Origin of the sequence: Musicola keenii, from assembly GCF_014855505.1 — a bacterium.
In the GTDB taxonomy this organism is placed as follows: Bacteria; Pseudomonadota; Gammaproteobacteria; order Enterobacterales; family Enterobacteriaceae; genus Musicola; species Musicola paradisiaca.
On the sequence record NZ_JAAWVW010000005.1, the window covers coordinates 19,363 to 42,023 of the forward strand.

24 protein-coding genes are annotated in these 22,661 nt (G+C 52.9%); 21 read left to right on the forward strand and 3 right to left on the reverse strand.

Features of this window, described 5'->3' with window-relative positions; translation table 11 throughout:
- Positions 1 to 2 precede the first annotated feature (2 nt).
- Positions 3 to 1,130: an ABC transporter substrate-binding protein gene (locus HEP82_RS06555; RefSeq protein ID WP_192457354.1), complete on the reverse strand. Its 1,128-nt coding sequence runs from the start codon at positions 1,128 to 1,130 to the stop codon at positions 3 to 5.
- A gap of 168 nt (positions 1,131 to 1,298) precedes the next feature.
- Entirely contained in the window at positions 1,299 to 2,102 is an 804-nt protein-coding gene (gene suhB, locus HEP82_RS06560) for an inositol-1-monophosphatase (RefSeq protein WP_192457355.1), read from the reverse strand.
- A 130-nt stretch (positions 2,103 to 2,232) separates the two neighbouring features.
- Here suhB and trmJ point away from each other — a divergent pair, with 130 nt between their 5' ends.
- The 11 genes from trmJ (at position 2,233) to sseB (ending at position 11,102) form a co-directional block, all read left to right on the forward strand.
- A complete protein-coding gene (gene trmJ, locus HEP82_RS06565; RefSeq protein WP_192457356.1) occupies positions 2,233 to 2,967 on the forward strand; it encodes a tRNA (cytosine(32)/uridine(32)-2'-O)-methyltransferase TrmJ in 735 nt (244 codons plus the stop codon).
- 129 nt (positions 2,968 to 3,096) lie between these two features.
- Positions 3,097 to 3,591: a Fe-S cluster assembly transcriptional regulator IscR gene (gene iscR, locus HEP82_RS06570; protein ID WP_192457357.1), complete on the forward strand. Its 495-nt coding sequence runs from the start codon at positions 3,097 to 3,099 to the stop codon at positions 3,589 to 3,591.
- A gap of 57 nt (positions 3,592 to 3,648) precedes the next feature.
- Complete coding sequence (locus HEP82_RS06575) at positions 3,649 to 4,863, forward strand: IscS subfamily cysteine desulfurase (RefSeq protein ID WP_192457358.1); 1,215 nt, start codon at positions 3,649 to 3,651, stop codon at positions 4,861 to 4,863.
- A gap of 24 nt (positions 4,864 to 4,887) precedes the next feature.
- Positions 4,888 to 5,274: a Fe-S cluster assembly scaffold IscU gene (gene iscU / locus HEP82_RS06580; RefSeq protein ID WP_192457359.1), complete on the forward strand. Its 387-nt coding sequence runs from the start codon at positions 4,888 to 4,890 to the stop codon at positions 5,272 to 5,274.
- A 32-nt stretch (positions 5,275 to 5,306) separates the two neighbouring features.
- A complete protein-coding gene (gene iscA, locus HEP82_RS06585; RefSeq protein WP_192457360.1) occupies positions 5,307 to 5,630 on the forward strand; it encodes an iron-sulfur cluster assembly protein IscA in 324 nt (107 codons plus the stop codon).
- A 111-nt stretch (positions 5,631 to 5,741) separates the two neighbouring features.
- Positions 5,742 to 6,260, forward strand: coding sequence for a co-chaperone HscB (hscB, locus tag HEP82_RS06590; RefSeq protein ID WP_192457361.1), 519 nt, complete (start codon positions 5,742 to 5,744; stop codon positions 6,258 to 6,260).
- An 81-nt stretch (positions 6,261 to 6,341) separates the two neighbouring features.
- Positions 6,342 to 8,192, forward strand: a complete 1,851-nt coding sequence (gene hscA, locus HEP82_RS06595) for a Fe-S protein assembly chaperone HscA (RefSeq protein ID WP_192457362.1) — start codon at positions 6,342 to 6,344, stop codon at positions 8,190 to 8,192.
- A gap of 2 nt (positions 8,193 to 8,194) precedes the next feature.
- Positions 8,195 to 8,530 carry an ISC system 2Fe-2S type ferredoxin gene (gene fdx, locus HEP82_RS06600; RefSeq protein ID WP_015854428.1) on the forward strand — a complete coding sequence of 112 codons (336 nt, stop codon included), beginning with the start codon at positions 8,195 to 8,197 and terminating at the stop codon, positions 8,528 to 8,530.
- Between the two features lie 10 nt (positions 8,531 to 8,540).
- Positions 8,541 to 8,741, forward strand: coding sequence for a Fe-S cluster assembly protein IscX (gene iscX, locus HEP82_RS06605; protein ID WP_015854427.1), 201 nt, complete (start codon positions 8,541 to 8,543; stop codon positions 8,739 to 8,741).
- Positions 8,742 to 8,833: 92 nt separating this feature from the next.
- Entirely contained in the window at positions 8,834 to 10,129 is a 1,296-nt protein-coding gene (pepB, locus tag HEP82_RS06610; protein ID WP_192457363.1) for an aminopeptidase PepB, read from the forward strand.
- A gap of 178 nt (positions 10,130 to 10,307) precedes the next feature.
- A complete protein-coding gene (gene sseB / locus HEP82_RS06615) occupies positions 10,308 to 11,102 on the forward strand; it encodes an enhanced serine sensitivity protein SseB (protein ID WP_192457364.1) in 795 nt (264 codons plus the stop codon).
- Positions 11,103 to 11,285: 183 nt separating this feature from the next.
- Here sseB and sseA read toward each other — a convergent pair whose 3' ends face one another.
- A complete protein-coding gene (gene sseA, locus HEP82_RS06620; protein ID WP_192457365.1) occupies positions 11,286 to 12,140 on the reverse strand; it encodes a 3-mercaptopyruvate sulfurtransferase in 855 nt (284 codons plus the stop codon).
- Positions 12,141 to 12,569: 429 nt separating this feature from the next.
- Between sseA and ndk the strand changes: the two genes are divergently transcribed.
- From ndk to HEP82_RS06670, 10 genes are all read left to right on the forward strand, one after another.
- Positions 12,570 to 13,001: a nucleoside-diphosphate kinase gene (gene ndk, locus HEP82_RS06625; protein ID WP_015854423.1), complete on the forward strand. Its 432-nt coding sequence runs from the start codon at positions 12,570 to 12,572 to the stop codon at positions 12,999 to 13,001.
- Positions 13,002 to 13,159: 158 nt separating this feature from the next.
- Positions 13,160 to 14,341 (forward strand): bifunctional tRNA (adenosine(37)-C2)-methyltransferase TrmG/ribosomal RNA large subunit methyltransferase RlmN, encoded by a 1,182-nt coding sequence (locus HEP82_RS06630; RefSeq protein WP_192457366.1) that lies wholly within the window; start codon positions 13,160 to 13,162, stop codon positions 14,339 to 14,341.
- 177 nt (positions 14,342 to 14,518) lie between these two features.
- The gene (gene pilW / locus HEP82_RS06635) at positions 14,519 to 15,265 is read left to right on the forward strand and encodes a type IV pilus biogenesis/stability protein PilW (protein WP_192457367.1); all 747 of its coding nucleotides are present in this window, start codon (positions 14,519 to 14,521) and stop codon (positions 15,263 to 15,265) included.
- Positions 15,255 to 16,229: a cytoskeleton protein RodZ gene (gene rodZ, locus HEP82_RS06640; RefSeq protein ID WP_192457368.1), complete on the forward strand. Its 975-nt coding sequence runs from the start codon at positions 15,255 to 15,257 to the stop codon at positions 16,227 to 16,229. The genes pilW and rodZ overlap by 11 nt, the downstream gene beginning before the upstream one ends.
- Before the next feature lie 34 nt (positions 16,230 to 16,263).
- On the forward strand, positions 16,264 to 17,385 hold the full coding sequence (gene ispG / locus HEP82_RS06645) for a flavodoxin-dependent (E)-4-hydroxy-3-methylbut-2-enyl-diphosphate synthase (protein WP_192457369.1): 1,122 nt from the start codon (positions 16,264 to 16,266) through the stop codon (positions 17,383 to 17,385).
- A gap of 128 nt (positions 17,386 to 17,513) precedes the next feature.
- Positions 17,514 to 18,788, forward strand: a complete 1,275-nt coding sequence (gene hisS / locus HEP82_RS06650) for a histidine--tRNA ligase (RefSeq protein WP_192457370.1) — start codon at positions 17,514 to 17,516, stop codon at positions 18,786 to 18,788.
- 13 nt (positions 18,789 to 18,801) lie between these two features.
- Positions 18,802 to 19,428 (forward strand): YfgM family protein, encoded by a 627-nt coding sequence (locus HEP82_RS06655; RefSeq protein WP_192457550.1) that lies wholly within the window; start codon positions 18,802 to 18,804, stop codon positions 19,426 to 19,428.
- A 10-nt stretch (positions 19,429 to 19,438) separates the two neighbouring features.
- On the forward strand, positions 19,439 to 20,620 hold the full coding sequence (gene bamB, locus HEP82_RS06660; protein ID WP_192457371.1) for an outer membrane protein assembly factor BamB: 1,182 nt from the start codon (positions 19,439 to 19,441) through the stop codon (positions 20,618 to 20,620).
- Positions 20,621 to 20,747: 127 nt separating this feature from the next.
- A complete protein-coding gene (gene der, locus HEP82_RS06665) occupies positions 20,748 to 22,232 on the forward strand; it encodes a ribosome biogenesis GTPase Der (RefSeq protein ID WP_192457372.1) in 1,485 nt (494 codons plus the stop codon).
- Between the two features lie 163 nt (positions 22,233 to 22,395).
- The gene (locus tag HEP82_RS06670) at positions 22,396 to 22,629 is read left to right on the forward strand and encodes a zinc ribbon domain-containing protein (protein WP_192457373.1); all 234 of its coding nucleotides are present in this window, start codon (positions 22,396 to 22,398) and stop codon (positions 22,627 to 22,629) included.
- The last annotated feature ends 32 nt before the right edge of the window (positions 22,630 to 22,661 follow it).

Here is a 22,661-nt window from a genome sequence, read left to right on the forward strand (position 1 = left end):
AGTTACTCAGCCAGTTTCTGTGCAAAAATAAAGTTGTTATCAGGCAGTTTGGTGAATTGACGGATGATGTGATGGTAGGTCTCATCCGGGTTCAACGCGGCGAATTGCTGCGGATAAATCGCCTTGGCCAGATATTCCATCCCGACGATGTTGTACGGATGGTTGTAGAAATGATGATAAACGCCATAGACCCGCTTGGCTTGAATCGCCGGTATCTGATCGATGCCTGGGCGGCTCAGCAGATCTTTGGCCTTGGCTTTAATATCGTCAGCGCTGGCACCATAGCCGAACGGCAGAATCTTGCTGGCGCCGTTGCCGCGTTTGGAGCCGGTCATGATGTAGGCTTCTGGTTTCTCGCTGATGACTTTTTCCAGTGACACAAAACCCGTTGCGCCAGGCAGCAGTTCTGAGCCGATATTTTTTACGCCGATCGCTTCTAATAGACCGCCCCAGCCGTTATGGGCGTGGCTGAAACAGCAGGCTTCGCTATTGCCGGCGATGGGTTCGATGAACACTTTGGGTTTGTTGCTGATGCCAGCGGTGGTTTTCATGATGTTGTCAAAGTGCTGGCGGTAGAAATCGGTATAGGCTTTGGCATTATCTTCTCGATTCAGCACTTTACCGAGCAGGTCGATGCTAGGAGCGGTATTTTGGGCCGGTTTGATTTCATAATCGACAAACAGTAGCGGAATGTTCAACGATTGCAGCTTGCTGACTACGCCGTTGGTTTCCAGCGATGATTTGGCGCGCAATTGGGCGATCATCAGATCAGGTTTTTTCGCCAGAACGCTTTCTAGCTCGATATCGCCTTTGTCGCCAAAGCCCATGTCCATAATATTTTCGGCTTGCGGCCATGCGCCTTTGAGCAGTTCCCAGGTCGCTGTGTCTTGTTTTTTCGGCAAGTTATTCCAGGCAACCAGACGGGTGAACGGATTGTCTCGATCAAGCAGGGCCAACGCCATGATGTCTCGCCCGTCCTGCAGCACGACATGTTGCGGCTCCTGTTTAATCGTGACGCTTCGTCCGTCAATATCGGTGACGGTGAGCGGGTACTGTGTAGCCAATACGGTAAACGAAGACGCCGTAAGTGCTGTAGCCAGCAATAAGCGATGAAGCGTGTTTCTTAACATAACTCTCCCTGAGGTTTACTGTGTATTAACGTAAATGACTCTTTGTTAACGAATGAGTTTAATTATTATTATCATATCTAAGCTAAACCATCACTTAACAGAGCGCAGTTGTAAATAAAAATAACGAAACAGGCCATCAGTGGATGGCCTGTGAGAGACAAAGAGAGGTTAACGCTTCAGTGCGTCGCTGAGTTCTTCACGGATAGTCGACAGCAGAGATTTTACTACGCGGGGATTGCCGGCAACGATGTTGCCTGTCGCCATGTAGTTGTGGCCGCCGATGAAGTCAGTCACCATGCCGCCGGCTTCGCGCACCAGCAGCTCGCCGCCAGCGAAATCCCAGGGCTTGAGGCCGATTTCAAAAAAGCCATCCACCCGGCCGGCTGCGACGTAGGCCAGATCAAGTGCGGCGGAGCCTGTGCGGCGGAAATCGGCGCATTGGGCGAATAAGACTTCCATCATGCGAAAATAAGTCGGGGAATGCTGCTTCTGTTTGAAAGGAAAGCCCGTCGCAAGTACGGTGCCGTCCAGATCACGCGCATTGCCGCCACGCAGACGATAACCATTCAATTGGGCGCCCTGACCGCGAGCGGCGCTGAACAGTTCATTGCGCATGGGATCGTAAACAACGGCCACTTCAGTGCGGCCCTTGACGCGCACAGCGATGGAAACCGCGAAATGCGGAAGACGTTTGATAAAGTTGGTGGTGCCATCCAGTGGATCAATAACCCATTGAATATCCTGATCTTCTCCGGCCAGTTCGCCACATTCTTCACCGATGATGGTGTGCTGAGGATAGGCTTTTCGGATGACGTCAATGATCAAGCGCTCTGCATCGCGATCAACGTTGGTGACAAAATCATTACTGCCTTTCTGGCTGGCCTCGATGGCGTCAGGCGTTTCGTAATTTTTAGCTATCAGGTTACCGCCTTTGCGCGCAGCGCGAATGGCGATGTTAAGCATCGGATGCATGGGTATCGTCCACAAGAATGTTAAAGAACAGGAAAACGGCGCGGAGTATACCAGACGACAAGGTAAAGAGAAATGGGTGAGGCTGTGTTAATATGGGGCGTTTTTTTCCGTTTGGTATAACAGAGCCTACATGTTAGAGAATATACGCATTGTGCTGGTGGAGACATCCCATACCGGCAATATGGGGTCGACCGCCAGAGCGATGAAGACGATGGGATTAAGCCGTCTTTTTCTGGTTAACCCCCTGGTCAAACCCGACTCTCAGGCGATCTCACTGGCTGCCGGCGCCAGCGATGTCATCAGCCATGCAACAATTGTCGAGACGCTGGATCAGGCGCTCGAAGGATGCAGTTTGGTGATTGGAACCAGTGCGCGATCGCGTACATTGCAATGGCCAATGCTCGAACCGAGGGAGTGTGGTGTGTTGAGCGCCAAAGAAGCACGTCATACCCCGGTTGCTATTGTCTTCGGGCGTGAACGTGTCGGGTTAACCAACGACGAATTGCAAAAGTGCCATTATCATGTCGCCATTCCCGCCAATCCTGAATACAGCTCACTTAATCTGGCAATGGCGGTGCAACTCCTGTCATACGAAATCCGGGTTGCCTGGTTGGATAACCTCAAAGCGGAAGAGCCTGCTTATGAAGAAAGTCCCTATCCGTTGGTGGACGATCTTGAGCGCTTTTACCAGCATCTTGAGCAGACGTTGCTGCAAACAGGTTTTATCCGCCACTCTCATCAAGGGCAGGTGATGCATAAATTGCGCCGTCTGTTTACCCGGGCTCGCCCAGAAAGCCAGGAACTCAATATCTTGCGCGGCATCCTGAGTTCTATCGCCATGAATCGACACCCGCAGGAAAAATAGTTGAGTAAATTACCCGGTTAAATAGTTGACTGAAACACTCGGGAATGTCAGACTCATGTTGTGCTATGTATTACCGGATTCATAATACTTGTCTTAATAATACATGTTTATCTTACGGGTACTAAAAACATGAGACTGACATCGAAAGGTCGTTATGCCGTCACCGCCATGCTGGATGTGGCGCTGCATTCAAAAGAAGGCCCTGTACCTCTGGCTGATATTTCAGAGCGTCAGGGTATTTCGCTTTCTTATCTGGAGCAGCTTTTTTCCCGTTTGCGTAAACATGGTCTGGTCGCCAGTGTACGCGGGCCGGGTGGAGGTTATCTGCTGGGTAAAGACGCCAGCGCAATCGCCGTTGGCTCCGTCATTTCCGCTGTTGACGAATCCGTGGATGCGACCCGCTGCCAAGGGAAAGAAGGTTGTCAGGGGGGGGATCGCTGCCTGACCCATACGTTATGGCGTGATTTGAGCGACCGCATCAGTGAGTTTCTCAACAACATTACCCTGGATGAGCTGGTGAACAACAAAGAGATTCTGGACGTCGCGGATCGTCAGGATGCAGATGCGCGTCGTACCGCCAACGGACGCATACAAGAAACCATTAGCGTCAACTTGCGCGCCTGAAACAAAAAAATAAAACGCCTTGAACGTTTTGAACGTGATGTACGGAGTTTAAGAGCAATGAAGTTACCGATTTATCTGGATTATTCAGCAACAACGCCGGTTGATCCGCGCGTGGCTGAGAAAATGATGCAGTTTCTGACGCTGGATGGCACTTTTGGCAATCCGGCTTCTCGTTCTCACCGTTTTGGCTGGCAAGCGGAAGAAGCGGTAGATATTGCACGCAATCAAATCGCCGAATTGGTAGGTGCCGATCCCAGAGAGATCGTTTTCACCTCTGGCGCCACTGAATCCGACAACCTGGCTATTAAGGGTGCAGCTAATTTCTATCAGAAAAAAGGCAAGCACATTATTACCAGCAAAACAGAACATAAAGCTGTGCTGGATACTTGCCGTCAGTTGGAGCGTGAAGGTTTTGACGTGACTTATCTCGCACCTCAGCGCAATGGCATCATTGATCTGCACGAGCTGGAATCGGCAATGCGCGATGACACTATTCTGGTGTCTATCATGCACGTCAACAATGAAATCGGCGTGGTCCAGGACATTGCCACAATCGGTGAGATGTGCCGTAGCCGCGGAATCATTTTTCATGTTGACGCAACCCAAAGCGTCGGTAAATTGCCGATCGATCTTGGCGTGCTCAAGGTTGATCTGATGTCTTTCTCCGGGCACAAAATCTATGGCCCGAAAGGTATTGGCGCGCTGTATGTTCGTCGCAAACCGCGTGTGCGTATCGAAGCGCAGATGCATGGCGGTGGTCATGAACGAGGCATGCGTTCCGGTACGTTGCCTGTTCACCAGATTGTCGGTATGGGTGAAGCCTACCGCATCGCCAAAGAAGAAATGGCGGCGGAGTCGGTGCGTTTACGCTCATTGCGTGACCGTTTGTGGAACGGCATCAAAGATATCGAAGAAGTGTATGTGAATGGCGATCTGGAGCAAGGGGCGCCGAATATTCTTAATGTCAGCTTCAACTATGTTGAAGGCGAGTCACTGATCATGTCTCTCAAGGATCTGGCGGTTTCTTCCGGTTCTGCCTGTACGTCGGCCAGCCTTGAGCCATCTTATGTGCTGCGCGCGTTAGGGATGAATGATGAACTGGCCCATAGTTCCATTCGTTTCTCGCTGGGGCGTTTTACTACCGAAGAAGAAATCGACTACACCATTGATCTGGTACGCAAATCCATTGGCCGCCTGCGCGAACTTTCTCCGTTATGGGAAATGTTCAAGGACGGTGTGGATATCAGCAGCATCGAATGGGCGCATCATTAATTCGCAAGAATCAGGACACAGACTATGGCTTACAGCGAAAAAGTAATCGATCACTATGAAAACCCCCGTAATGTCGGTTCTTTTGATAACGAAGATCCGAATATCGGCAGCGGGATGGTGGGTGCGCCGGCTTGTGGCGACGTGATGAAATTGCAGATTAAAGTCAATGATGACGGTATTATTGAGGATGCCCGTTTTAAAACCTATGGTTGTGGCTCTGCAATTGCATCCAGCTCGCTGGTCACTGAGTGGGTGAAAGGCAAAAGCCTGAACGAGGCCGAATCCATCAAGAATACTCAGATCGCGGAAGAACTGGAGTTGCCGCCGGTGAAAATCCACTGCTCGATTCTGGCGGAAGACGCCATCAAGGCAGCGATTGCGGATTACAAAAGCAAACGTGGCATCAAGTAATAGTCGGATAGCTTAAATTTCGAGGTTGTTGTATGTCGATTACCCTGAGCGACAGCGCTGCGCAACGAGTCAGTAATTTTCTGGTTAACCGGGGCAAAGGCATTGGCCTGCGTTTGGGTGTGAAAACATCCGGCTGTTCTGGTATGGCGTATGTGCTTGAATTTGTTGATGAACTGAGTGAAGGTGACGTCGTGTTCGAAGACAAAGGCGTTAAGGTCATTATCGATGGCAAAAGCCTGGTCTACCTTGATGGAACTCAACTGGATTTCATCAAGGAAGGATTGAACGAAGGCTTTAAGTTCAATAACCCTAATGTTTCAAGCGAGTGCGGTTGCGGCGAAAGCTTTAATGTGTGACCGCTGTTCGATTCGGGTTATTAGCCACATCTGCCATTGCTTTCTGTCCTGTTCTGGATGATGGAAGTGATGGCAGCGCGTTAATTCCCCCCCGAGTTCTCAGAGTACGCTATGGATTACTTTACGTTGTTCGGGCTGCCGATTCGCTATGATGTGGATGGCAGCCTGCTTGCTTCCCGCTATCAGGAACTGCAACGGCAGTTTCATCCAGATCGTTTTGCCGCCAGCCCTGAGCGTGATCGCATGCTGGCTCTGCAGCAGGCGGCGACAATCAATAACGCCTATCAGGCGCTGAAGCATCCGCTGAAGCGTGCAGAGTATCTGCTATCGTTGCACGGTTTCGACCTGACAAACGAGCAGCACACCCTGCACGATACCGCGTTCCTTATGGAACAACTGGAGTTGCGTGAAGAGCTAGATGCGATCGCGCGTCAATCCGATGCGGACAGGGCGTTAACCGTTTTTGCGGATCAGTTGAAAACGATGATACGCCAGCGTGACGAGCAGATGCGTCGGGAACTGGATGCGGAGTCCTGGAACGCGGCGGCAGATACTGTACGTAAACTACGCTTTTTTGACAGGCTTCAGCAGCAGGTTGAACAACTCGAAGAACAATTGCTGGAGCGGTGAATTTAATTCCGGTGAAAGTGCTGGCATGTTGTTATCGGAACGCCAGCTTTTTTACCCGCCGATTATTGATGGAAGCTCAATATGGCCTTATTACAAATCAGTGAACCGGGGATGACGGCGGCACCCCATCAGCATCGTTTGGCGGTGGGGATCGACCTTGGTACCACCAATTCTCTGGTGGCTACTGTACGTAGCGGTGAAGCACAAGCTTTGCCTGATCATGATGGGCGTCATTTGTTACCCTCCGTAGTTCACTACCATGCAGACCACGTCATGGTAGGCTGGGACGCTAGGCAGCTGGCGGCTGTCGACCCGGTGAATACCGTGAGTTCGGTAAAACGCCTGATGGGGCGTTCTCTGGCTGACATTCGTCAGCGTTATCCGCATTTACCTTATCAATTCGAGGCCAGCGAAAACGGTTTGCCTGTATTGCAGACCGCGGCTGGCCCGCGCAATCCTATTCAGGTTTCTGCCGATATTCTCGCTGCGCTGGCCGCCAGGGCGCAGGAATCGCTTGGTGGCGAAACAGAGGGTGTCGTGATTACTGTGCCGGCATATTTTGATGACGCACAGCGTCAGGGCACCAAGGATGCGGCGCGGCTGGCTGGGTTACATGTGCTGCGGTTGTTGAACGAGCCTACCGCGGCGGCAATTGCTTACGGGTTGGACTCAGGTCAGGAAGGGGTGATCGCGGTTTACGATCTGGGCGGCGGCACTTTTGATATTTCTATCTTGCGCTTGAGCCGTGGCGTCTTTGAAGTGCTGGCTACCGGCGGTGACTCCGCGCTTGGCGGCGATGACTTCGATCACTTGTTGGTCGAATGGTTGCGTGAGCAGGCCGGCATTACCGCACGAGACGATCATACGCTGCAGCAGGTGCTACTGAAGGCGGCGATTCAAGCCAAAATTACCTTGAGTACGGCGGATTTCGCTGAGGTGTCGGTTTCCGGTTGGCAGGGGCGAATTACTCGTGAACAGTTCAACCAATTGATTGCATCCCTGGTGAAACGGACATTGCTTGCGTGTCGCCGCACCCTGAAGGATGCCGGTATTGATGCGCAAGACGTGCAGGAAGTTGTCATGGTCGGCGGCTCGACGCGAGTACCGCTGGTGCGTGAACAGGTTGGCGAATTCTTTGGCCGAACGCCGTTGACGTCGATCGATCCGGATAAAGTCGTCGCCATCGGCGCTGCCATACAGGCTGATATTTTGGTCGGCAACAAGCCGGACAGCGAAATGCTGCTGCTGGACGTCATCCCGCTATCGCTGGGGCTCGAAACCATGGGGGGGCTGGTAGAGAAAGTCATCCCGCGCAATACCACGATCCCGGTTGCCAGAGCGCAGGAGTTCACCACGTTCAAAGATGGCCAGACGGCGATGATGATTCATGTCTTGCAAGGCGAGCGCGAACTGGTGCAGGACTGCCGATCGTTGGGCCGCTTTACTCTGCGCGGCATCCCGCCGTTGCCTGCCGGCGGTGCGCATATTCGTGTGACGTTCCAAGTGGATGCGGACGGTTTGTTAAGCGTAACCGCAATGGAGAAATCTACCGGCATTGAGGCGTCCATCCAGGTGAAGCCGTCCTACGGTTTGAGCGACAGTGAGATTGCCACGATGATCAAGGATTCCATGCTGAATGCACAGGGCGATATCGCCGCCCGTATGCTGGCGGAACAAAAAGTGGAAGCCGCTCGGGTGTTGGAAAGCCTTCATGGCGCGCTGGCTGCAGACGCAGCATTGCTGAGTGATCAAGAACGAGCGGATATCGATACGGCTTATCGGCATCTTGAGCAGATGGCTCAAGGAGAGGATGCAGCGGCTATCGAATCTGCAATTAAAATATTGGATCAACAAACACAGGAATTCGCCGCCCGACGGATGGATGCATCCATTCGCCGTGCGTTGGCCGGTCATTCCGTGGACGAGGTATAAACATGCCAAAGATTGTTTTTCTTCCACATCAGGATCTTTGCCCGGAAGGCGCCGTATTGGAAGCTCAAACGGGTGAAACCATTCTGGATGTGGCGCTGCGAAATGGCATAGAAATTGAACATGCCTGCGAGAAATCCTGCGCCTGCACTACCTGTCATTGTATTGTCCGCGAAGGGTTCGACTCTCTGGTGGAAAGTACGGAGGATGAAGACGATATGCTGGATAAAGCTTGGGGTCTGGAACCTGAAAGCCGTCTGGGGTGTCAGGCTCGCATTGCGGATGAGGATTTGGTGATAGAAATTCCTCGCTACACCATCAACCATGCACGTGAGCACTAAGGGGCGAGTCATGGGATTGAAATGGACGGACAGCCGTGAGATTGGTGAAGCGTTGTACGATCTTTATCCTGACGTTGATCCTAAAACGGTACGTTTCACGGATTTGCATCGTTGGATTTGCGAACTGGATGATTTCGACGATGAACCTGCGGCATCTAATGAAAAAATGCTGGAAGCCATTCTACTGGTCTGGTTGGATGAAGCAGCATAGATAATGCTATGACGGGCTGCCTGCGGGGAGCCCGTTTTTCTTTTTCAAGTAGTTGATAATGGGCAAAAGAATTGCCCGTTTGGAGTACGAACATGACAACAGAGGCAATGCTGATCAGCCTTTCACAACAGCCTGCGGATGCCCGTTGGGGAGATAAGGCTTCGTTAACTGTTAATGAACAGGGCTTTACCATTCATCTGTCCGGTGATAAGCCGCTGATGATTATCCAAAAGGCAGCCCGCAAGATAGACGGGCAAGGCATCAAACACGTCAAATTATCTGGTGAAGGCTGGGATCTGGAGAGCAGTTGGGCATTCTGGCAGGGGTATCGCGGGCCCAAAGGTAAACGTCAGATCGAATGGGCTGAACTGCCGGAGGAACAGCGGCAAGAGTTGAACCGCCGTCTACAGATTGTCGATTGGGTGCGGGACACCATCAATCTTCCGGCGGAAGATCTGGGGCCGGAACAGTTGGCTACACGCGCAGTCGACTTGATGTGCGCGGTGGCGGGCGACGCTATCGCCTATCGGATAACCAAGGGTGAAGACCTGCGTGAGCAGCAGTATTTGGGGCTGCACACCGTTGGCCGTGGCTCCGAACGCCCGCCGGTGCTGCTGGCGTTGGATTATAATCCGACCGGAAAGGCGGATGCACCGGTGCTGGCTTGCCTGGTTGGCAAAGGGATTACCTTCGACAGCGGTGGCTACAGCCTGAAAGGCAGCAGTTTTATGGACTCCATGAAATCCGACATGGGGGGGGCAGCGTTGGTTACGGGGGCGCTGGCGATGGCGGCTTCCCGCGGCTTGAAACAGCGCGTAAAACTCTACCTGTGTTGCGCGGATAACATGGTCAGCGGTAATGCGTTCCGTCTGGGCGATATCATTCGGTATCGCAACGGTAAGAGTGTGGAAGTAATGAATACCGATGCGGAAGGCCGTCTGGTATTGGCGGATGGGTTGATCGATGCATCAAATCAGAATCCTGAATGGCTCATCGATTGCGCCACGTTGACCGGGGCGGCGAAGACTGCGTTGGGTAATGACTATCATGCACTGTTCAGCTTTGACGACGATATGGTGGCTGCATTGCAGGAAAGCGCTCGCCGTGAGGGTGAAGCGTTCTGGCGTTTGCCGTTGGAGGAGTTCCATCGTCAGCATTTACCGTCCAATTTCGCTGAACTGAACAATGTGGCTGGCGCTGCGCATACCGCAGGTGCCAGTTCAGCAGCGGCGTTTCTATCACATTTCGTGACGCGCTATCAGCAAGGGTGGCTGCATATTGATTGTTCCGCGACTTATCGTAAATCTGCGGTTGAACAGTGGTCGGCGGGCGCTACCGGATTGGGTGTTCGCACGCTGGCTGATTTTCTGTTGCGTAAGTCGGAATAAGCGTAGTCAGGGCGTTTTCCTGCGGGAATAAGCCAACATAAGTAAAACAGGGAACGGTGATAAAATCACACGTTCCCTGTTTCGTTATGGCACAGTAAAGGTATAGCACAATGTGTTCAAAACGCCATCGGCGCGACCAAAGAAAAACACAGAATGACGATGACCGCTGAGGAGATGTATGGAATTTCTACCACAAAACAAGTTGGAACATGTGCTGATGAGCGCAGCGACGGAGCCTGCGTATCGGCCGGAGTTTTTTAACATTCTGCTGGAGTCCACGGTGTATGTTTTGGGACGCAGCGAAGGCGGTGATCTGGACGCCGCTTCTCTGGCAACGGGTGTGGATGTTGACCTTCAGCATTGGGAGCGGACGGATGGCGATTCTGCGATCCCATTTTTCTCGTCACTGGATGCTTTACAGCAAGTTATCAAGGAAGAACAAGGGTTTCTGGCATTGCCTGCCAGAACGTTGTTTGAAATTACGCAAGGCGCGACCCTGTTTCTGAATCCCAGACTGCCGTACGGCAAAGAGTTTCTGCCGCAGGAAATTGCGCATCTGCTGTCCGATGAGGGGGGCAGCCTGGTTGAGCAACATATCATTGATGGGGAAGGTGAAATCAGTATTAGTGCTGTGGAGCATGCGCCATCGCAGATGGTTGATTCGCTGACTCAGTTGTTCAAACAGCATCATCAGGTGCACCGTGCGTACCTGGCTCAGATTAAGGAAACGGGCGATGAAGCGCCGCACTGGTTGATTGGGCTTGATGCCGTCGGCGATGATATTGAGGCGATCATCCAGTCTGCAGGGGCGGTCGCGATGGATACACAGCCGGAGGCGTATCCGGTTGATATTTGTCTGGTGGATAACGACGAGCCCGGCATCAGCCATTTTTTGATTCGGCACACCACGCCTTTTTATGAGCGGAAATGGGGCAGTTTCCTGCGTGATTTCAAAAACGCGGACAGCGTCTGACGGCCATTGTGAATGCGCCGACGGAAAAGGAATCTTCCGCCGGCGCTAATGTTACCGGCAGCGGTAGCATACATAGTGGATGGTATCGCCATAACATGGAAATGCCGATTGGCGATGACCTCCCGTCTCTGATGCGTCACACACGGCCTGATGACGTGTTGAGGTAACGATTTCGCCCAATGATCAGGCGCCGACGGCGATAGGGACATCATCACGGCTGCCCCATTCACTCCATGAGCCGTCGTAAAGCGAAACGTTAGGGACGTCCAGTAGCGTCAATGCCAACACGATAACTGCTGCCGTGACGCCGGAACCGCAACTGGCGACGATGGGCCGACCGAATTCCACTCCGGCTTTGTGCAAAATGGTGGCGAGCTCGGCGTTCGGTTTCATGGTGCCGTTGGCGACCAGTGCATCCCAGGGGACATTCAGGCTGCCGGGAATATGACCGCGATGCAGGCCCGGACGCGGTTCGTCGACGTCGCCAAGGAAACGAGGGGCTGAGCGGGCATCGATAATCTGTGCGGAGCGGTCGCGACAAATGGCAAGTACATCATCACGATGGCGGATAACGGATGCATCCAGCACGGCATTAAATGTGACGGAAGGGCGTGTAATATCGCCTTGTTCTAGCGGATAACCTTGATGCTTCCATTCCGCTAACCCACCGGAGAGGATGACGATATGTTTCGCGCCAAAGGTTTTCAGCATCCACCATGCGCGCGGCGCAGAAAACAAGTTGCCTGAGTCATAGATAACCAATTGCTGTTGTTCACTGATCCCGAGCCGGGCCATCGCTTGTGCAAAGACGTCAGGCGTCGGCATCATGTGGGGCAGAGACGTGTTTGCGTCGGACAGTGCTTCGATATCAAAAAAAACGGCCCCTGGAATGTGCTCGGCGCGGTATTCAGCAGTAACGTCCCGGTTCGTTGCCCCTACAGGCAACATTCGTGCATCGATCAAAGTGATATCGTTGGTATTGAGTCGTTCAGTGAGCCAGGCGGCGGAAACAAACAGTGATGACGATGATGCAGACATAAAATCCCCCCACGTAAGGGCAATGCCGGGGAACGGAACAGCAGGGGCCCGGTAGATTGTGAACTCTTTCTGGGATTCCCTGATGACCGAACGACACAGGCACCACCGTGACGAAGCGCGATATTGCGCCTTGAGTAACAATGGCGGGTATTGTCAGTGATTTTACCGACTCCGACAAGCACCGTCACTGCACAGCGTTATCCTGCCAGGCGGTGGTATCAGCCGGTCTGTGTTCTGCATGGCGGGGGGTGAGGAAAAGAAACGGTGCGGGCAGATATTCGAGAAATTTATACGTTTTTTTAAAAGAAATGTTACATGGCGGTAGGCAATGCTGAATCACCATCCTATAATCTGCGCCGCTATAACCGGGCTGCCGGTATTATAATTATCTAACCGGTTGTTATCTGAATACTATTGGGTGAGGTCAATATGACGGTAGAACGTACCTTTTCGATTATCAAACCAAATGCCGTAGCCAAGAATGTCATCGGCGCTATTTACGCACGCTTTGAGAGCGCCGGATTCAAGATTGTCGCTGCTAAAATGCTGCATTTGACACGCGATCAGGCGGAAGGTTTTTATGCCGAGCATCAGGGCAAACCGTTCTTCGACGGTCTGGTGTCCTTTATGACCTCCGGGCCTGTAGTGGTACAGGTGCTGGAAGGGGAAAATGCAGTACAGCGCCATCGCGATATTATGGGCGCAACCAATCCCGCTAATGCACTGGCTGGCACGCTCCGCGCCGATTACGCAGACAGTTTTACTGAAAATGCCGTTCACGGTTCGGATTCCGTAGCGTCCGCCGAGCGTGAAATCGCCTATTTCTTCAGCGCCGACGAGATTTGTCCGCGTACACGCTAAGCGTTGTTTCGTCGCCGAGAAAAAATGCGGCTTCGGTAGCATCGCTGTTTTAAACTTTGTACAATGCCGCGCCCCGGATGAGCGCCTGCTCGCCTGGGCGTTTTTTTATATCATTTCTTTTCGCGCCATAACGTGTAGCAACGAGGCCATGAGTGACTATGTCTGAACACATCGTATCCCCCGCCGTTATGGCGTCTGAAACTGCCATCGTTAATGAAAAAACAGATGGAAAAATCAACCTGTTGGATCTCAATCGTCAGCAGATGCGCGCCTTTTTCGCCGCGTTGGGAGAAAAACCGTTTCGGGCCGATCAGGTGATGAAGTGGATCTATCACTACTGTTGCGACGATTTTAACCAGATGACCGACATCAATAAGGCGTTGCGTACCCGATTGCAGGAGATTGCGGAAATTCGTGCGCCTGATGTGGTGGACGAACAGCGCTCGTCCGATGGCACCATCAAGTGGGCTATTCTGGTCGATGGGCAGCGGGTGGAGACGGTTTATATTCCGGAAGATGATCGTGCGACGTTGTGTGTTTCTTCTCAGGTTGGATGTGCGTTGGAATGCAAATTCTGTTCTACCGCGCAACAGGGGTTCAACCGTAATCTGCGTGTTTCAGAAATCATCGGTCAGGTATGGCGTGCGGCAAAAATTATTGGCGCGGCCAAGGTGACTGGGCAGCGACCTATCACCAACGTGGTCATGATGGGCATGGGCGAACCTCTGTTGAATTTGACCAATGTTGTACCGGCGATGGAAATCATGCTGGATGATTTTGGTTTCGGCCTGTCGAAGCGGCGCGTCACGCTGTCCACTTCCGGCGTGGTGCCGGCGCTGGATAAGTTAGGGGACATGATCGACGTGGCGCTGGCGATTTCCCTGCATGCGCCGACGGATGAAATTCGTAATGAAATCATGCCGATCAACAAGAAATATGATATTGAAACCTTCCTGGCGGCAGTTCGGCGTTATCTGGATAAGTCCAATGCGAATCAAGGGCGTGTGACGGTGGAGTATGTCATGCTGGATCATATCAATGATGGTACGGAGCATGCTCATCAGTTGGCCGAATGTCTGAAGGATACTCCCTGCAAAATCAACCTAATCCCTTGGAATCCGTTCCCCGGCGCACCTTATGGCCGCAGTTCCAACAGCCGTGTCGATCGTTTTTCCAAAGTGCTGATGGAATATGGCTTCACGACCATTGTACGCAAGACGCGCGGCGACGATATCGATGCGGCCTGCGGGCAGTTGGCGGGGGAGGTCGTTGACCGTACCAAGCGCACACTGAAGAAAAAAATGGCCGAAGGAAGCACGATCGCTGTGAAAAGCATCTAAAAACGATGCAATAACTACCTGCATCTCCGGTCTGGCAGGTGATAAATAGGCGAACGAGGCATATGATACAGGGCTGTATCTTGCCGTTAATGAACGGCGAAACGTACCCGGTTTGTTCGGGCGCGTATAATGATTAAGGCTTAGCCAGGATGGCAGCGAGACAAGGAATGTTCAGGGATGAAAGGGATATATGGGCGGCTGTCGGTCGTTATTGTCGTGTTGCTGGCGGGTTGCACCCATTCGCTGCCGCAGACAGCCGCAACGGCGCTGTCGCAAACGCGACTCCAGCTCGGAATGGAGTATCTGGCTCGTAATAATCTGGCGGCGGCGCGGGATAATCTGCAAAAGGCGGAGCAGGTCGCGCCGGACGATTATCGAATTCAACTGGGCATGGCGCTTTACGAGCGGCGAATTGGCGAGAATCAGGCCGCAGAGCGGCGTTATCGGCACTTGCTGCAACGGATGCCTGAGAATAGCAGCGTCCTGAATAATTACGGTGCGTTTCTCTGTAGTTTAGGGCAGTATGTTGAAGCGCAGAGGCAGTTCGCCGCTGTATTGCAACTTTCTGATTACAATCAGGTTGCTGAGGCGACTGAGAATGCAGGATATTGCTTCCTCAATGCCGGTCATCCTGATGAAGCTCGCCGGTGGCTCGGTCAGGCGCTAAAGCGTGATCCGTCAAAAGGCCCCCGGTTGTTGGCTGAAGCGGAAAGCCGACTCGACGCCGGGCAACACGAGCAGGCGCTACTGCTCTTAAAGGTTTATCAGGCAGGGTTTTCGGCTACCGAAGAAAGTCTATGGCTGCAAATCCGTTTCGCCGCGCTGGCGAATCATCATGACGAGGTAAAACGTTATGGCGCATTGCTGGCGCGAAGTTTTCCACAATCCAAACAGTACCAGCAGTTTTTAGCTAATGAATACTGAAGCCACTCAAGATAATACTGCGTCAACCACAGTAACTCCCGGTGAACGTCTGCGTCAGGCCCGTGAGCAGTTAGGGCTCACTCAACAGGTTGTTGCCGAGCGCCTGTGTCTCAAATTGACCACCGTCCGTGAAATAGAAGACAACAACACGCCTGCTGGCCTTGCGCCGACTTTCCTTCGCGGTTATATCCGTTCTTACGCCAAACTGGTGCATATTCCGGAAGAGGAATTGTTGCCCATGTTGGAAAAGCATGTGATGCCTAGCCGAACGTCGACTGTTGCCGCCATGCCCGGTACTGCACTGGGTAAGACGCGCAAGAAGCGTGATGGCTGGTTGATGATGTTCACCTGGCTGATTCTGCTGGGGGTACTCGGATTGACGGTCGCCTGGTGGTGGCAAAACCATCAGGCTCAACAGCGTGAAATTAACTCCATGGTCGAACACGCCAACGCGCCGCAGTCCGGGAAAACGGTGCAGGATGCTGATGGTACGAGTGATCCTGAGCCGGTAGATACCGAAGATAACAATGCTGGCGATACGGCCAGTCGTACACCTGAGACGTCTGTTGCAGCGGTCGGCATGCCCGCTCAGCCTACAGTGGCAGGCGACACAAGCGCTCATGCAGTTGTCGCACCCAGCCAAGCGTCGGTTCAGCCATTGCTCAGCCCGGCGGCGGTTGCGCCCGCTACGGCAACGGCTACGGACGCAGCGGCGCCAAACAGCGTCATCATGCGTTTTTCTGCCGATTGCTGGCTGGAAGTCGTGGATGCGACGGGCAAAAAACTGTTCAGCGGCGTTCAGCGCAGCGGCGGGGTGCTGAATCTGGTAGGCCAACCGCCCTATCGTTTGAAAATTGGCGCGCCAGGTGCCGTCCAGGTTGAATTTCAAGGCAAGCCGGTAGATCTGAGTCGGTTTGTTAAAAGCCATCAGGTTGCTCGTATCACGCTGTCGGAACAGCAGTAATTCCGCGCTATCAGAGTCATGTGGAGAAGATGTAATGCATAACCCAGCACCCATCGTCCGTCGCAAATCAAAGCGGATTTACGTCGGTAAGGTGCCTGTCGGTGATGGGGCGCCGGTTGCCGTGCAATCGATGACCAATACCCGTACCACCGATGTTGAGGCTACGGTTAAACAGATTCGGTCGCTGGAGCGTGTGGGCGTTGATATCGTCCGTGTTTCCGTTCCCACGATGGATGCGGCGGAAGCGTTTAAACTGATCAAACAGCAGGTCGATGTGCCTCTGGTGGCTGACATTCACTTTGACTATCGCATTGCGCTGAAAGTAGCGGAGTACGGCGTTGATTGCCTACGTATCAACCCCGGCAATATCGGCAATGAAGAACGTATCCGTTCTGTGGTGGATTGCGCTCGCGACAAAAACATTCCCATCCGTATCGGCGTAAACGCCGGTTCTTTGGAAAAAGATTTGCAAGAAAAGTATGGCGAACCGACGCCTGAGGCGCTGTTGGAGTCCGCTATGCGTCATGTGGACATTCTGGATCGCCTGAATTTCGATACGTTTAAAGTCAGTGTGAAAGCGTCGGATGTTTTTCTGGCGGTACAGTCCTATCGTTTATTGGCTTCCCGTATTGACCAGCCTTTACACCTCGGGATTACCGAAGCGGGCGGCGCTCGCAGCGGCGCAGTGAAGTCGGCGATTGGCCTCGGTATGCTGTTGTCGGAAGGTATCGGCGATACGCTGCGGGTTTCTCTGGCTGCTGATCCGGTTGAGGAAGTGAAAGTCGGGTTCGACATTCTTAAATCGCTTCGCATCCGTTCCCGTGGCATCAATTTCATTGCTTGTCCAACCTGCTCCCGGCAGGAGTTTGACGTGATTGGTACGGTCAACGCGCTGGAACAGCGCCTGGAAGACATTATCACGCCGATGGATGTTTCCATCATCGGCTGCGTAGTGAATGGGCCGGGAGAAGCACTGGTCTCTACGCTGGGCGTGACCGGCGGTAACAAGAAAAGCGGCTTTTACGAAGACGGTGTGCGTCAGAGAGAACGTTTTGACAACGAGCAGATGATCGAACAGCTGGAAGCTAAAATCCGTGCTAAGGCCGCTATGCTGGATGAAAAACAGCGCATTGAAGTGAATGTCGTGGATAAATAAACGGCGGTGGGGCTGCGTGTGAACTGGCTCCCGATGTGATACCCGCCGTTATAGGCGGCATAACGTTGAAGCGATTGCGCCGTTCCTCCTATAATCGAACCTATTTTAAAAACGCATAGGGAACTGACGTGGCAAAGAATATCCAGGCCATTCGCGGTATGAACGACTACCTGCCCGCCGATACGGCGTTGTGGCAGCGTATTGAAGATAGTTTGAAACAGGTTCTCCGCAACTACGGCTATAGTGAAATCCGTACCCCTCTCGTCGAGCAGACCCCGCTGTTCAAACGTGCCATCGGCGAAGTGACCGATGTGGTGGAAAAAGAGATGTACACCTTTGACGATCGCAATGACGAGAGTCTAACCCTGCGCCCAGAGGGAACCGCGGGGTGCGTTCGCGCCGGGATTGAACACGGGATTTTGTACAATCAGGAACAACGCCTGTGGTATCTCGGCCCCATGTTCCGTTATGAACGTCCGCAGAAAGGGCGGTATCGCCAGTTTCATCAGTTGGGCTGTGAAGTGTTCGGCCTGAAAGGCCCGGATATTGATGCGGAACTCATTCTGCTGACTGCCCGCTGGTGGCGAGTGCTGGGTATCGACCAGCATGTCAGTCTGGAGCTCAACTCCATTGGCTCTCTGGAAGCTAGGGCTCGCTATCGTGATGCGCTGATTGCTTTCCTTGAACAACACAAGGAGCAGTTGGACGAGGACTGTCTGCGCCGTATGTATACCAATCCGTTGCGGGTGTTGGATTCCAAAAACCCGCAAGTGCAGGCTTTGCTCGATGGCGCACCGGTGATGGTTGATTATCTGGATGAAGAATCCAGAGAACATTTCAATGGCTTATGTGAACTTTTAACGCAGTCTGGCATCACATATACGATTAATCCGCGTCTGGTGCGCGGGTTGGACTATTACAACCGCACCGTTTTCGAATGGGTGACGTCTAGCCTGGGTTCCCAGGGGACGGTGTGCGGTGGTGGTCGTTACGACGGCATGGTGGAGCAACTGGGTGGCGCTGCTACGCCGGCGGTAGGTTTTGCGATGGGCATGGAGCGTCTGGTGTTATTGGTGCAGACTATCAATCCTGCGTTCACCGTACAGTCTGGCGTTGATGCGTATCTGATCTCTTCGGGAGCAGGAACGCAGCAGGCGGCCATTCGCTTGGCGGAAGAATTACGCGATGCTCTGCCCTGGCTGAAATTGATGACCAACTACGGCGGTGGTAATTTCAAAAAACAATTTGCCCGTGCGGATAAGAGCGGTGCCCGGGTGGCGCTGGTGCTGGGTGAAAATGAGGTCGCCGCCGGGCAAGTGGTGGTGAAGAATCTGACCAGTGGTGAACAGGAAGCCCTGGCACAGTCGGATGTCGTTGCACGTCTGGCTGCATTACTGGAGTGAGGAGAAGGGCAGCGTGGAAGTCTATACCACTGAAAGTGAACAGATTGATGCGGTTCGCCGGTTCCTTGTCGAGAATGGCAAGGCTCTGGCGGTTGGCGTCGTGCTGGGCGTCGGCGCTCTGGTGGGGTGGCGTTTCTGGCAAAATCATCAAGCAAGTACGGCAATGGCTTCTTCCATGGCCTATCAGCAGGCTATGGATACGCTGACTGCGGCTGCGGGCAAGCCGGAAAGTATTGCCGGGATTCAAAAATTCGCTGCAGAGGAGCATGGCAGTTATAGCGCGCTGGCATCGCTGTCTTTGGCGCGCCAGTATGCCGATCAGAATGATTTTCCTAAAGCTGAACAGCAACTGCGTCAGGCGTTGAGCCAGACCAAAGATGCTGACTTGCAGACTATTGTGAATTTGCGTTTGGCTCGCGTCTTGTTGCAGCAGAAAAAGGTGGATGATGCTCTGAAAATGCTAGATGCGGTTAAATCCGCCGGCTGGCTCGCCATGGCGGCAGATGTCCGCGGCGATGCGCTGGTCAGCAAGGGTGATACTCAGGGTGCGCGCAATGCCTATAATCAGGGCATTGCCTCTAATCCGCCGCAGGGGCTGCAATCCATATTGCGTATGAAACTGAATAACCTGTCCAGCTAAGAGGGACTCCATGCAATTGCGTAAAACACTTTTGGTCGGGCTGGTTTCTGTGATGCTGCTGAGCGGCTGTTCACTGTTTGATAACGAAGAAGACGTAGTCAAAATGTCTCCGTTGCCTCAAGTGACCAGTCAGTTCACGCCTACCAAGGTCTGGAGCCGTTCAGTTGGAAACGGTACCGATGAATTCTATTCGAATCTCCGCCCAGCCTGGCAGGACAACCGTGTTTATGCGGCCGATCGTCGCGGCACGGTAAAAGCCATGGATCTCAATAGTGGCGAAGAAAAATGGCGTGCCGATCTGTCAGAAAAAACCGGGCTATTGTCGAGCAACCGTTCGGCATTGTTGTCTGGCGGCGTTTCTGTCTCCGGCAACCATGTTTATGTCGGTAGTGAACGCGCTCAGGTCTTTGCTTTGAATGCGGATGATGGCTCTCAGGTATGGCAGACCAAGGTTGCGGGGGAAGTATTGTCCCGTCCGGTGGTCAGCGATGGCGTGGTGTTGATTCATACCAGCAATGGCATGCTGCAGGCGTTGAGTGAAACGGATGGCACTATCAAGTGGACGGCGAATCTGGATATGCCGTCGTTGTCGTTACGCGGCGAGTCTTCTCCGGTTGCCGCTTTTGGCGCGGCGATTGTCGGCGGCGACAATGGTCGAGTCAGCGCGGTGATGATCAATCAAGGGCAGATGATTTGGCAACAACGTATCTCCCAGCCGGGCGGCGCGACGGAAATCTCTCGTCTGAATGATGTGGATACTACGCCGGTAGTGGCTGGCGATGTGGTATACGCGCTGGGCTACAACGGCAATATGACTGCGCTCGATCTGCGTTCCGGTCAAGTGACCTGGAAGCGCGAAATGGGTTCAGTAAATGATTTTATTGTGGACGGTTCCCGCATTTATCTGGTGGATCAGGATGATCGCGTGGTTGCGCTCAATACCAGTGGCGGCGTGGTGGTCTGGAAACAGGGTGATCTGTTGCACCGCAATCTGACGGCGCCTGCGTTGTATAACGGCTATCTGGTGGTCGGCGATGCGGAAGGGTATCTCCACTGGATTGATACCACTGATGGTCGTTTTGTCGCACAGCAGAAAGTGGACAGTTCCGGTCTGCAGAGTAAGCCGGTTGTCGCCAGCGATAAACTGGTGGTTCAGTCCAAAAGCGGTGAGGTTTACGCATTCACTCGCTGATCCTGGCGTATATGTGATTTGCGCCCGTTTAACGGCTCCTGATGGTATCAGGGGCCGTTTCGTCTTTTATCATCAGCAACGAAAATTTGCTGTAACAAACTGAAATATAAGCAATGAGGTTGTAAGAATGATACCTGTCGTCGCGCTGGTCGGGCGCCCGAATGTGGGTAAATCCACACTATTTAACCGCTTGACTCGTACCCGGGATGCATTAGTGGCGGATTTCCCAGGGCTGACACGTGACCGCAAGTATGGTCGTGCCGAAGTGGAGGGCCACGAGTTCATTATCATCGATACCGGTGGTATTGATGGGAGTGAAGACGGCGTGGAGACACGTATGGCCGAGCAATCTCTACAAGCGATTGAAGAAGCTGATATTGTGCTGTTTTTGGTCGATGCTCGTGATGGTCTGATGCCTGCCGATCACGCTATTGCCCAGCATTTACGCACGCGCGAGAAAGCGACATTTCTGGTCGCCAATAAAGTTGACGGTATTGATATCGATACCGGAATTGCCGATTTCTATTCACTAGGATTTGGTGACGTCTATCCGATCGCGGCTTCGCATGGCCGTGGGGTAACGTCGCTGCTGGAAAGTGCGCTGCTGCCGTTTGTCGATGCGCGGGAGCCTGAACGCGAACTGACTGAAGAAGAAGAGAATGCGGCCTACTGGGCGGAGCAACTGAGCGAAGAAGAGGGGGAATCCGAAGAGGAAGACGCATTCCCAGTGCCAGCCGATCAGCCGATTAAATTGGCGATTGTCGGACGTCCGAATGTGGGCAAATCCACGCTGACCAACCGTATCCTTGGCGAGGATCGTGTGGTGGTTTATGACATGCCCGGTACGACACGCGATAGTATTTATATCCCGATGGAGCGCGATGAACGGGAATACATCCTGATCGACACTGCCGGGGTGCGTAAACGCGGCAAGATTACTGATGCAGTGGAAAAGTTCTCGGTTATCAAAACATTGCAGGCTATTGAAGATGCTAATGTCGTGCTGCTGGTGATCGATGCCCGCGAGGGGATCTCGGATCAGGATCTGTCGCTGCTGGGTTTCATCCTCAATTCCGGTCGTTCGTTAGTGATTGTGGTGAACAAGTGGGACGGCTTGTCGCAGGAGATCAAAGAGCAGGTTAAGGAAATGCTGGATCTGCGACTGGGTTTCATCGATTTTGCCCGTATCCATTTCATTTCAGCCTTGCATGGTAGCGGTGTCGGTAATCTGTTCGAATCGGTAAATGAAGCCTATGAATGCTCTACTCGCCGCGTTGGTACAGCAATGCTGACCCGCATTATGCAAATGGCGGTGGACGATCATCAGCCGCCGTTGGTGCGCGGGCGCCGTGTGAAGCTGAAGTACGCTCATGCCGGCGGTTACAACCCACCGATTGTGGTGATCCACGGCAATCAGGTGAAGGACTTGCCGGATTCTTACAAGCGCTACCTGATGAATTATTACCGTCGTTCGCTTGATGTAATGGGAACGCCTATCCGTATTCAATTCAAGGAAGGGGAAAACCCCTATGCCGGCAAGCGCAATACGCTAACTGCCAGCCAGCAGCGAAAACGTAAACGTTTGATTCAACACATCAAGAAAGGCAAATAAGACAGATCGGGGTTGGTGCTACCACCCCGGTTTTTTTATGGACTACATCCCTATAGCCTGCATGGCGTGTTATCGAAACGCATAGGATGTTTTTTATGCCGTGCGCGTCGGCATTGTGACAGGTTCGGTGTTTATTAAGTATGACGAAAAGCGGAGTCGTGATATGGAGGCATATTGCCCAGAGTGTCGGCAAACCATGCAGTGGTGCAACGCCGAGCGGTTCTATTGCGTTTCCTGCGAACGGCCGTTTGAGCGCCAGGCATTGTGTCCGGAATGCCGGTTACTGCTGCAGAGACTAAAAGCCTGTGGGGCGGACAGTTATTTCTGTCAGCATGGTCATGGGCTGATATCCCGCTCCCGCGTTATTTTTTGTTATCAGCCGGTGCCGTCGGAGTGAATAGCGTAGAACAGTAACAGGCGCCAGTGTGT

Bases quoted from the DNA above. Each gene is read 5' to 3' on its own strand.
- HEP82_RS06555 (WP_192457354.1), bottom strand. From the start codon at position 1,130: ATGTTAAGAAACACGCTTCATCGCTTATTGCTGGCTACAGCACTTACG.
- suhB (WP_192457355.1), bottom strand. From the start codon at position 2,102: ATGCATCCGATGCTTAACATCGCCATTCGCGCTGCGCGCAAAGGCGGT.
- trmJ (WP_192457356.1), top strand. From the start codon at position 2,233: ATGTTAGAGAATATACGCATTGTGCTGGTGGAGACATCCCATACCGGC.
- iscR (WP_192457357.1), top strand. From the start codon at position 3,097: ATGAGACTGACATCGAAAGGTCGTTATGCCGTCACCGCCATGCTGGAT.
- HEP82_RS06575 (WP_192457358.1), top strand. From the start codon at position 3,649: ATGAAGTTACCGATTTATCTGGATTATTCAGCAACAACGCCGGTTGAT.
- iscU (WP_192457359.1), top strand. From the start codon at position 4,888: ATGGCTTACAGCGAAAAAGTAATCGATCACTATGAAAACCCCCGTAAT.
- iscA (WP_192457360.1), top strand. From the start codon at position 5,307: ATGTCGATTACCCTGAGCGACAGCGCTGCGCAACGAGTCAGTAATTTT.
- hscB (WP_192457361.1), top strand. From the start codon at position 5,742: ATGGATTACTTTACGTTGTTCGGGCTGCCGATTCGCTATGATGTGGAT.
- hscA (WP_192457362.1), top strand. From the start codon at position 6,342: ATGGCCTTATTACAAATCAGTGAACCGGGGATGACGGCGGCACCCCAT.
- fdx (WP_015854428.1), top strand. From the start codon at position 8,195: ATGCCAAAGATTGTTTTTCTTCCACATCAGGATCTTTGCCCGGAAGGC.
- iscX (WP_015854427.1), top strand. From the start codon at position 8,541: ATGGGATTGAAATGGACGGACAGCCGTGAGATTGGTGAAGCGTTGTAC.
- pepB (WP_192457363.1), top strand. From the start codon at position 8,834: ATGACAACAGAGGCAATGCTGATCAGCCTTTCACAACAGCCTGCGGAT.
- sseB (WP_192457364.1), top strand. From the start codon at position 10,308: ATGGAATTTCTACCACAAAACAAGTTGGAACATGTGCTGATGAGCGCA.
- sseA (WP_192457365.1), bottom strand. From the start codon at position 12,140: ATGTCTGCATCATCGTCATCACTGTTTGTTTCCGCCGCCTGGCTCACT.
- ndk (WP_015854423.1), top strand. From the start codon at position 12,570: ATGACGGTAGAACGTACCTTTTCGATTATCAAACCAAATGCCGTAGCC.
- HEP82_RS06630 (WP_192457366.1), top strand. From the start codon at position 13,160: ATGTCTGAACACATCGTATCCCCCGCCGTTATGGCGTCTGAAACTGCC.
- pilW (WP_192457367.1), top strand. From the start codon at position 14,519: ATGAAAGGGATATATGGGCGGCTGTCGGTCGTTATTGTCGTGTTGCTG.
- rodZ (WP_192457368.1), top strand. From the start codon at position 15,255: ATGAATACTGAAGCCACTCAAGATAATACTGCGTCAACCACAGTAACT.
- ispG (WP_192457369.1), top strand. From the start codon at position 16,264: ATGCATAACCCAGCACCCATCGTCCGTCGCAAATCAAAGCGGATTTAC.
- bamB (WP_192457371.1), top strand. From the start codon at position 19,439: ATGCAATTGCGTAAAACACTTTTGGTCGGGCTGGTTTCTGTGATGCTG.
- der (WP_192457372.1), top strand. From the start codon at position 20,748: ATGATACCTGTCGTCGCGCTGGTCGGGCGCCCGAATGTGGGTAAATCC.
- HEP82_RS06670 (WP_192457373.1), top strand. From the start codon at position 22,396: ATGGAGGCATATTGCCCAGAGTGTCGGCAAACCATGCAGTGGTGCAAC.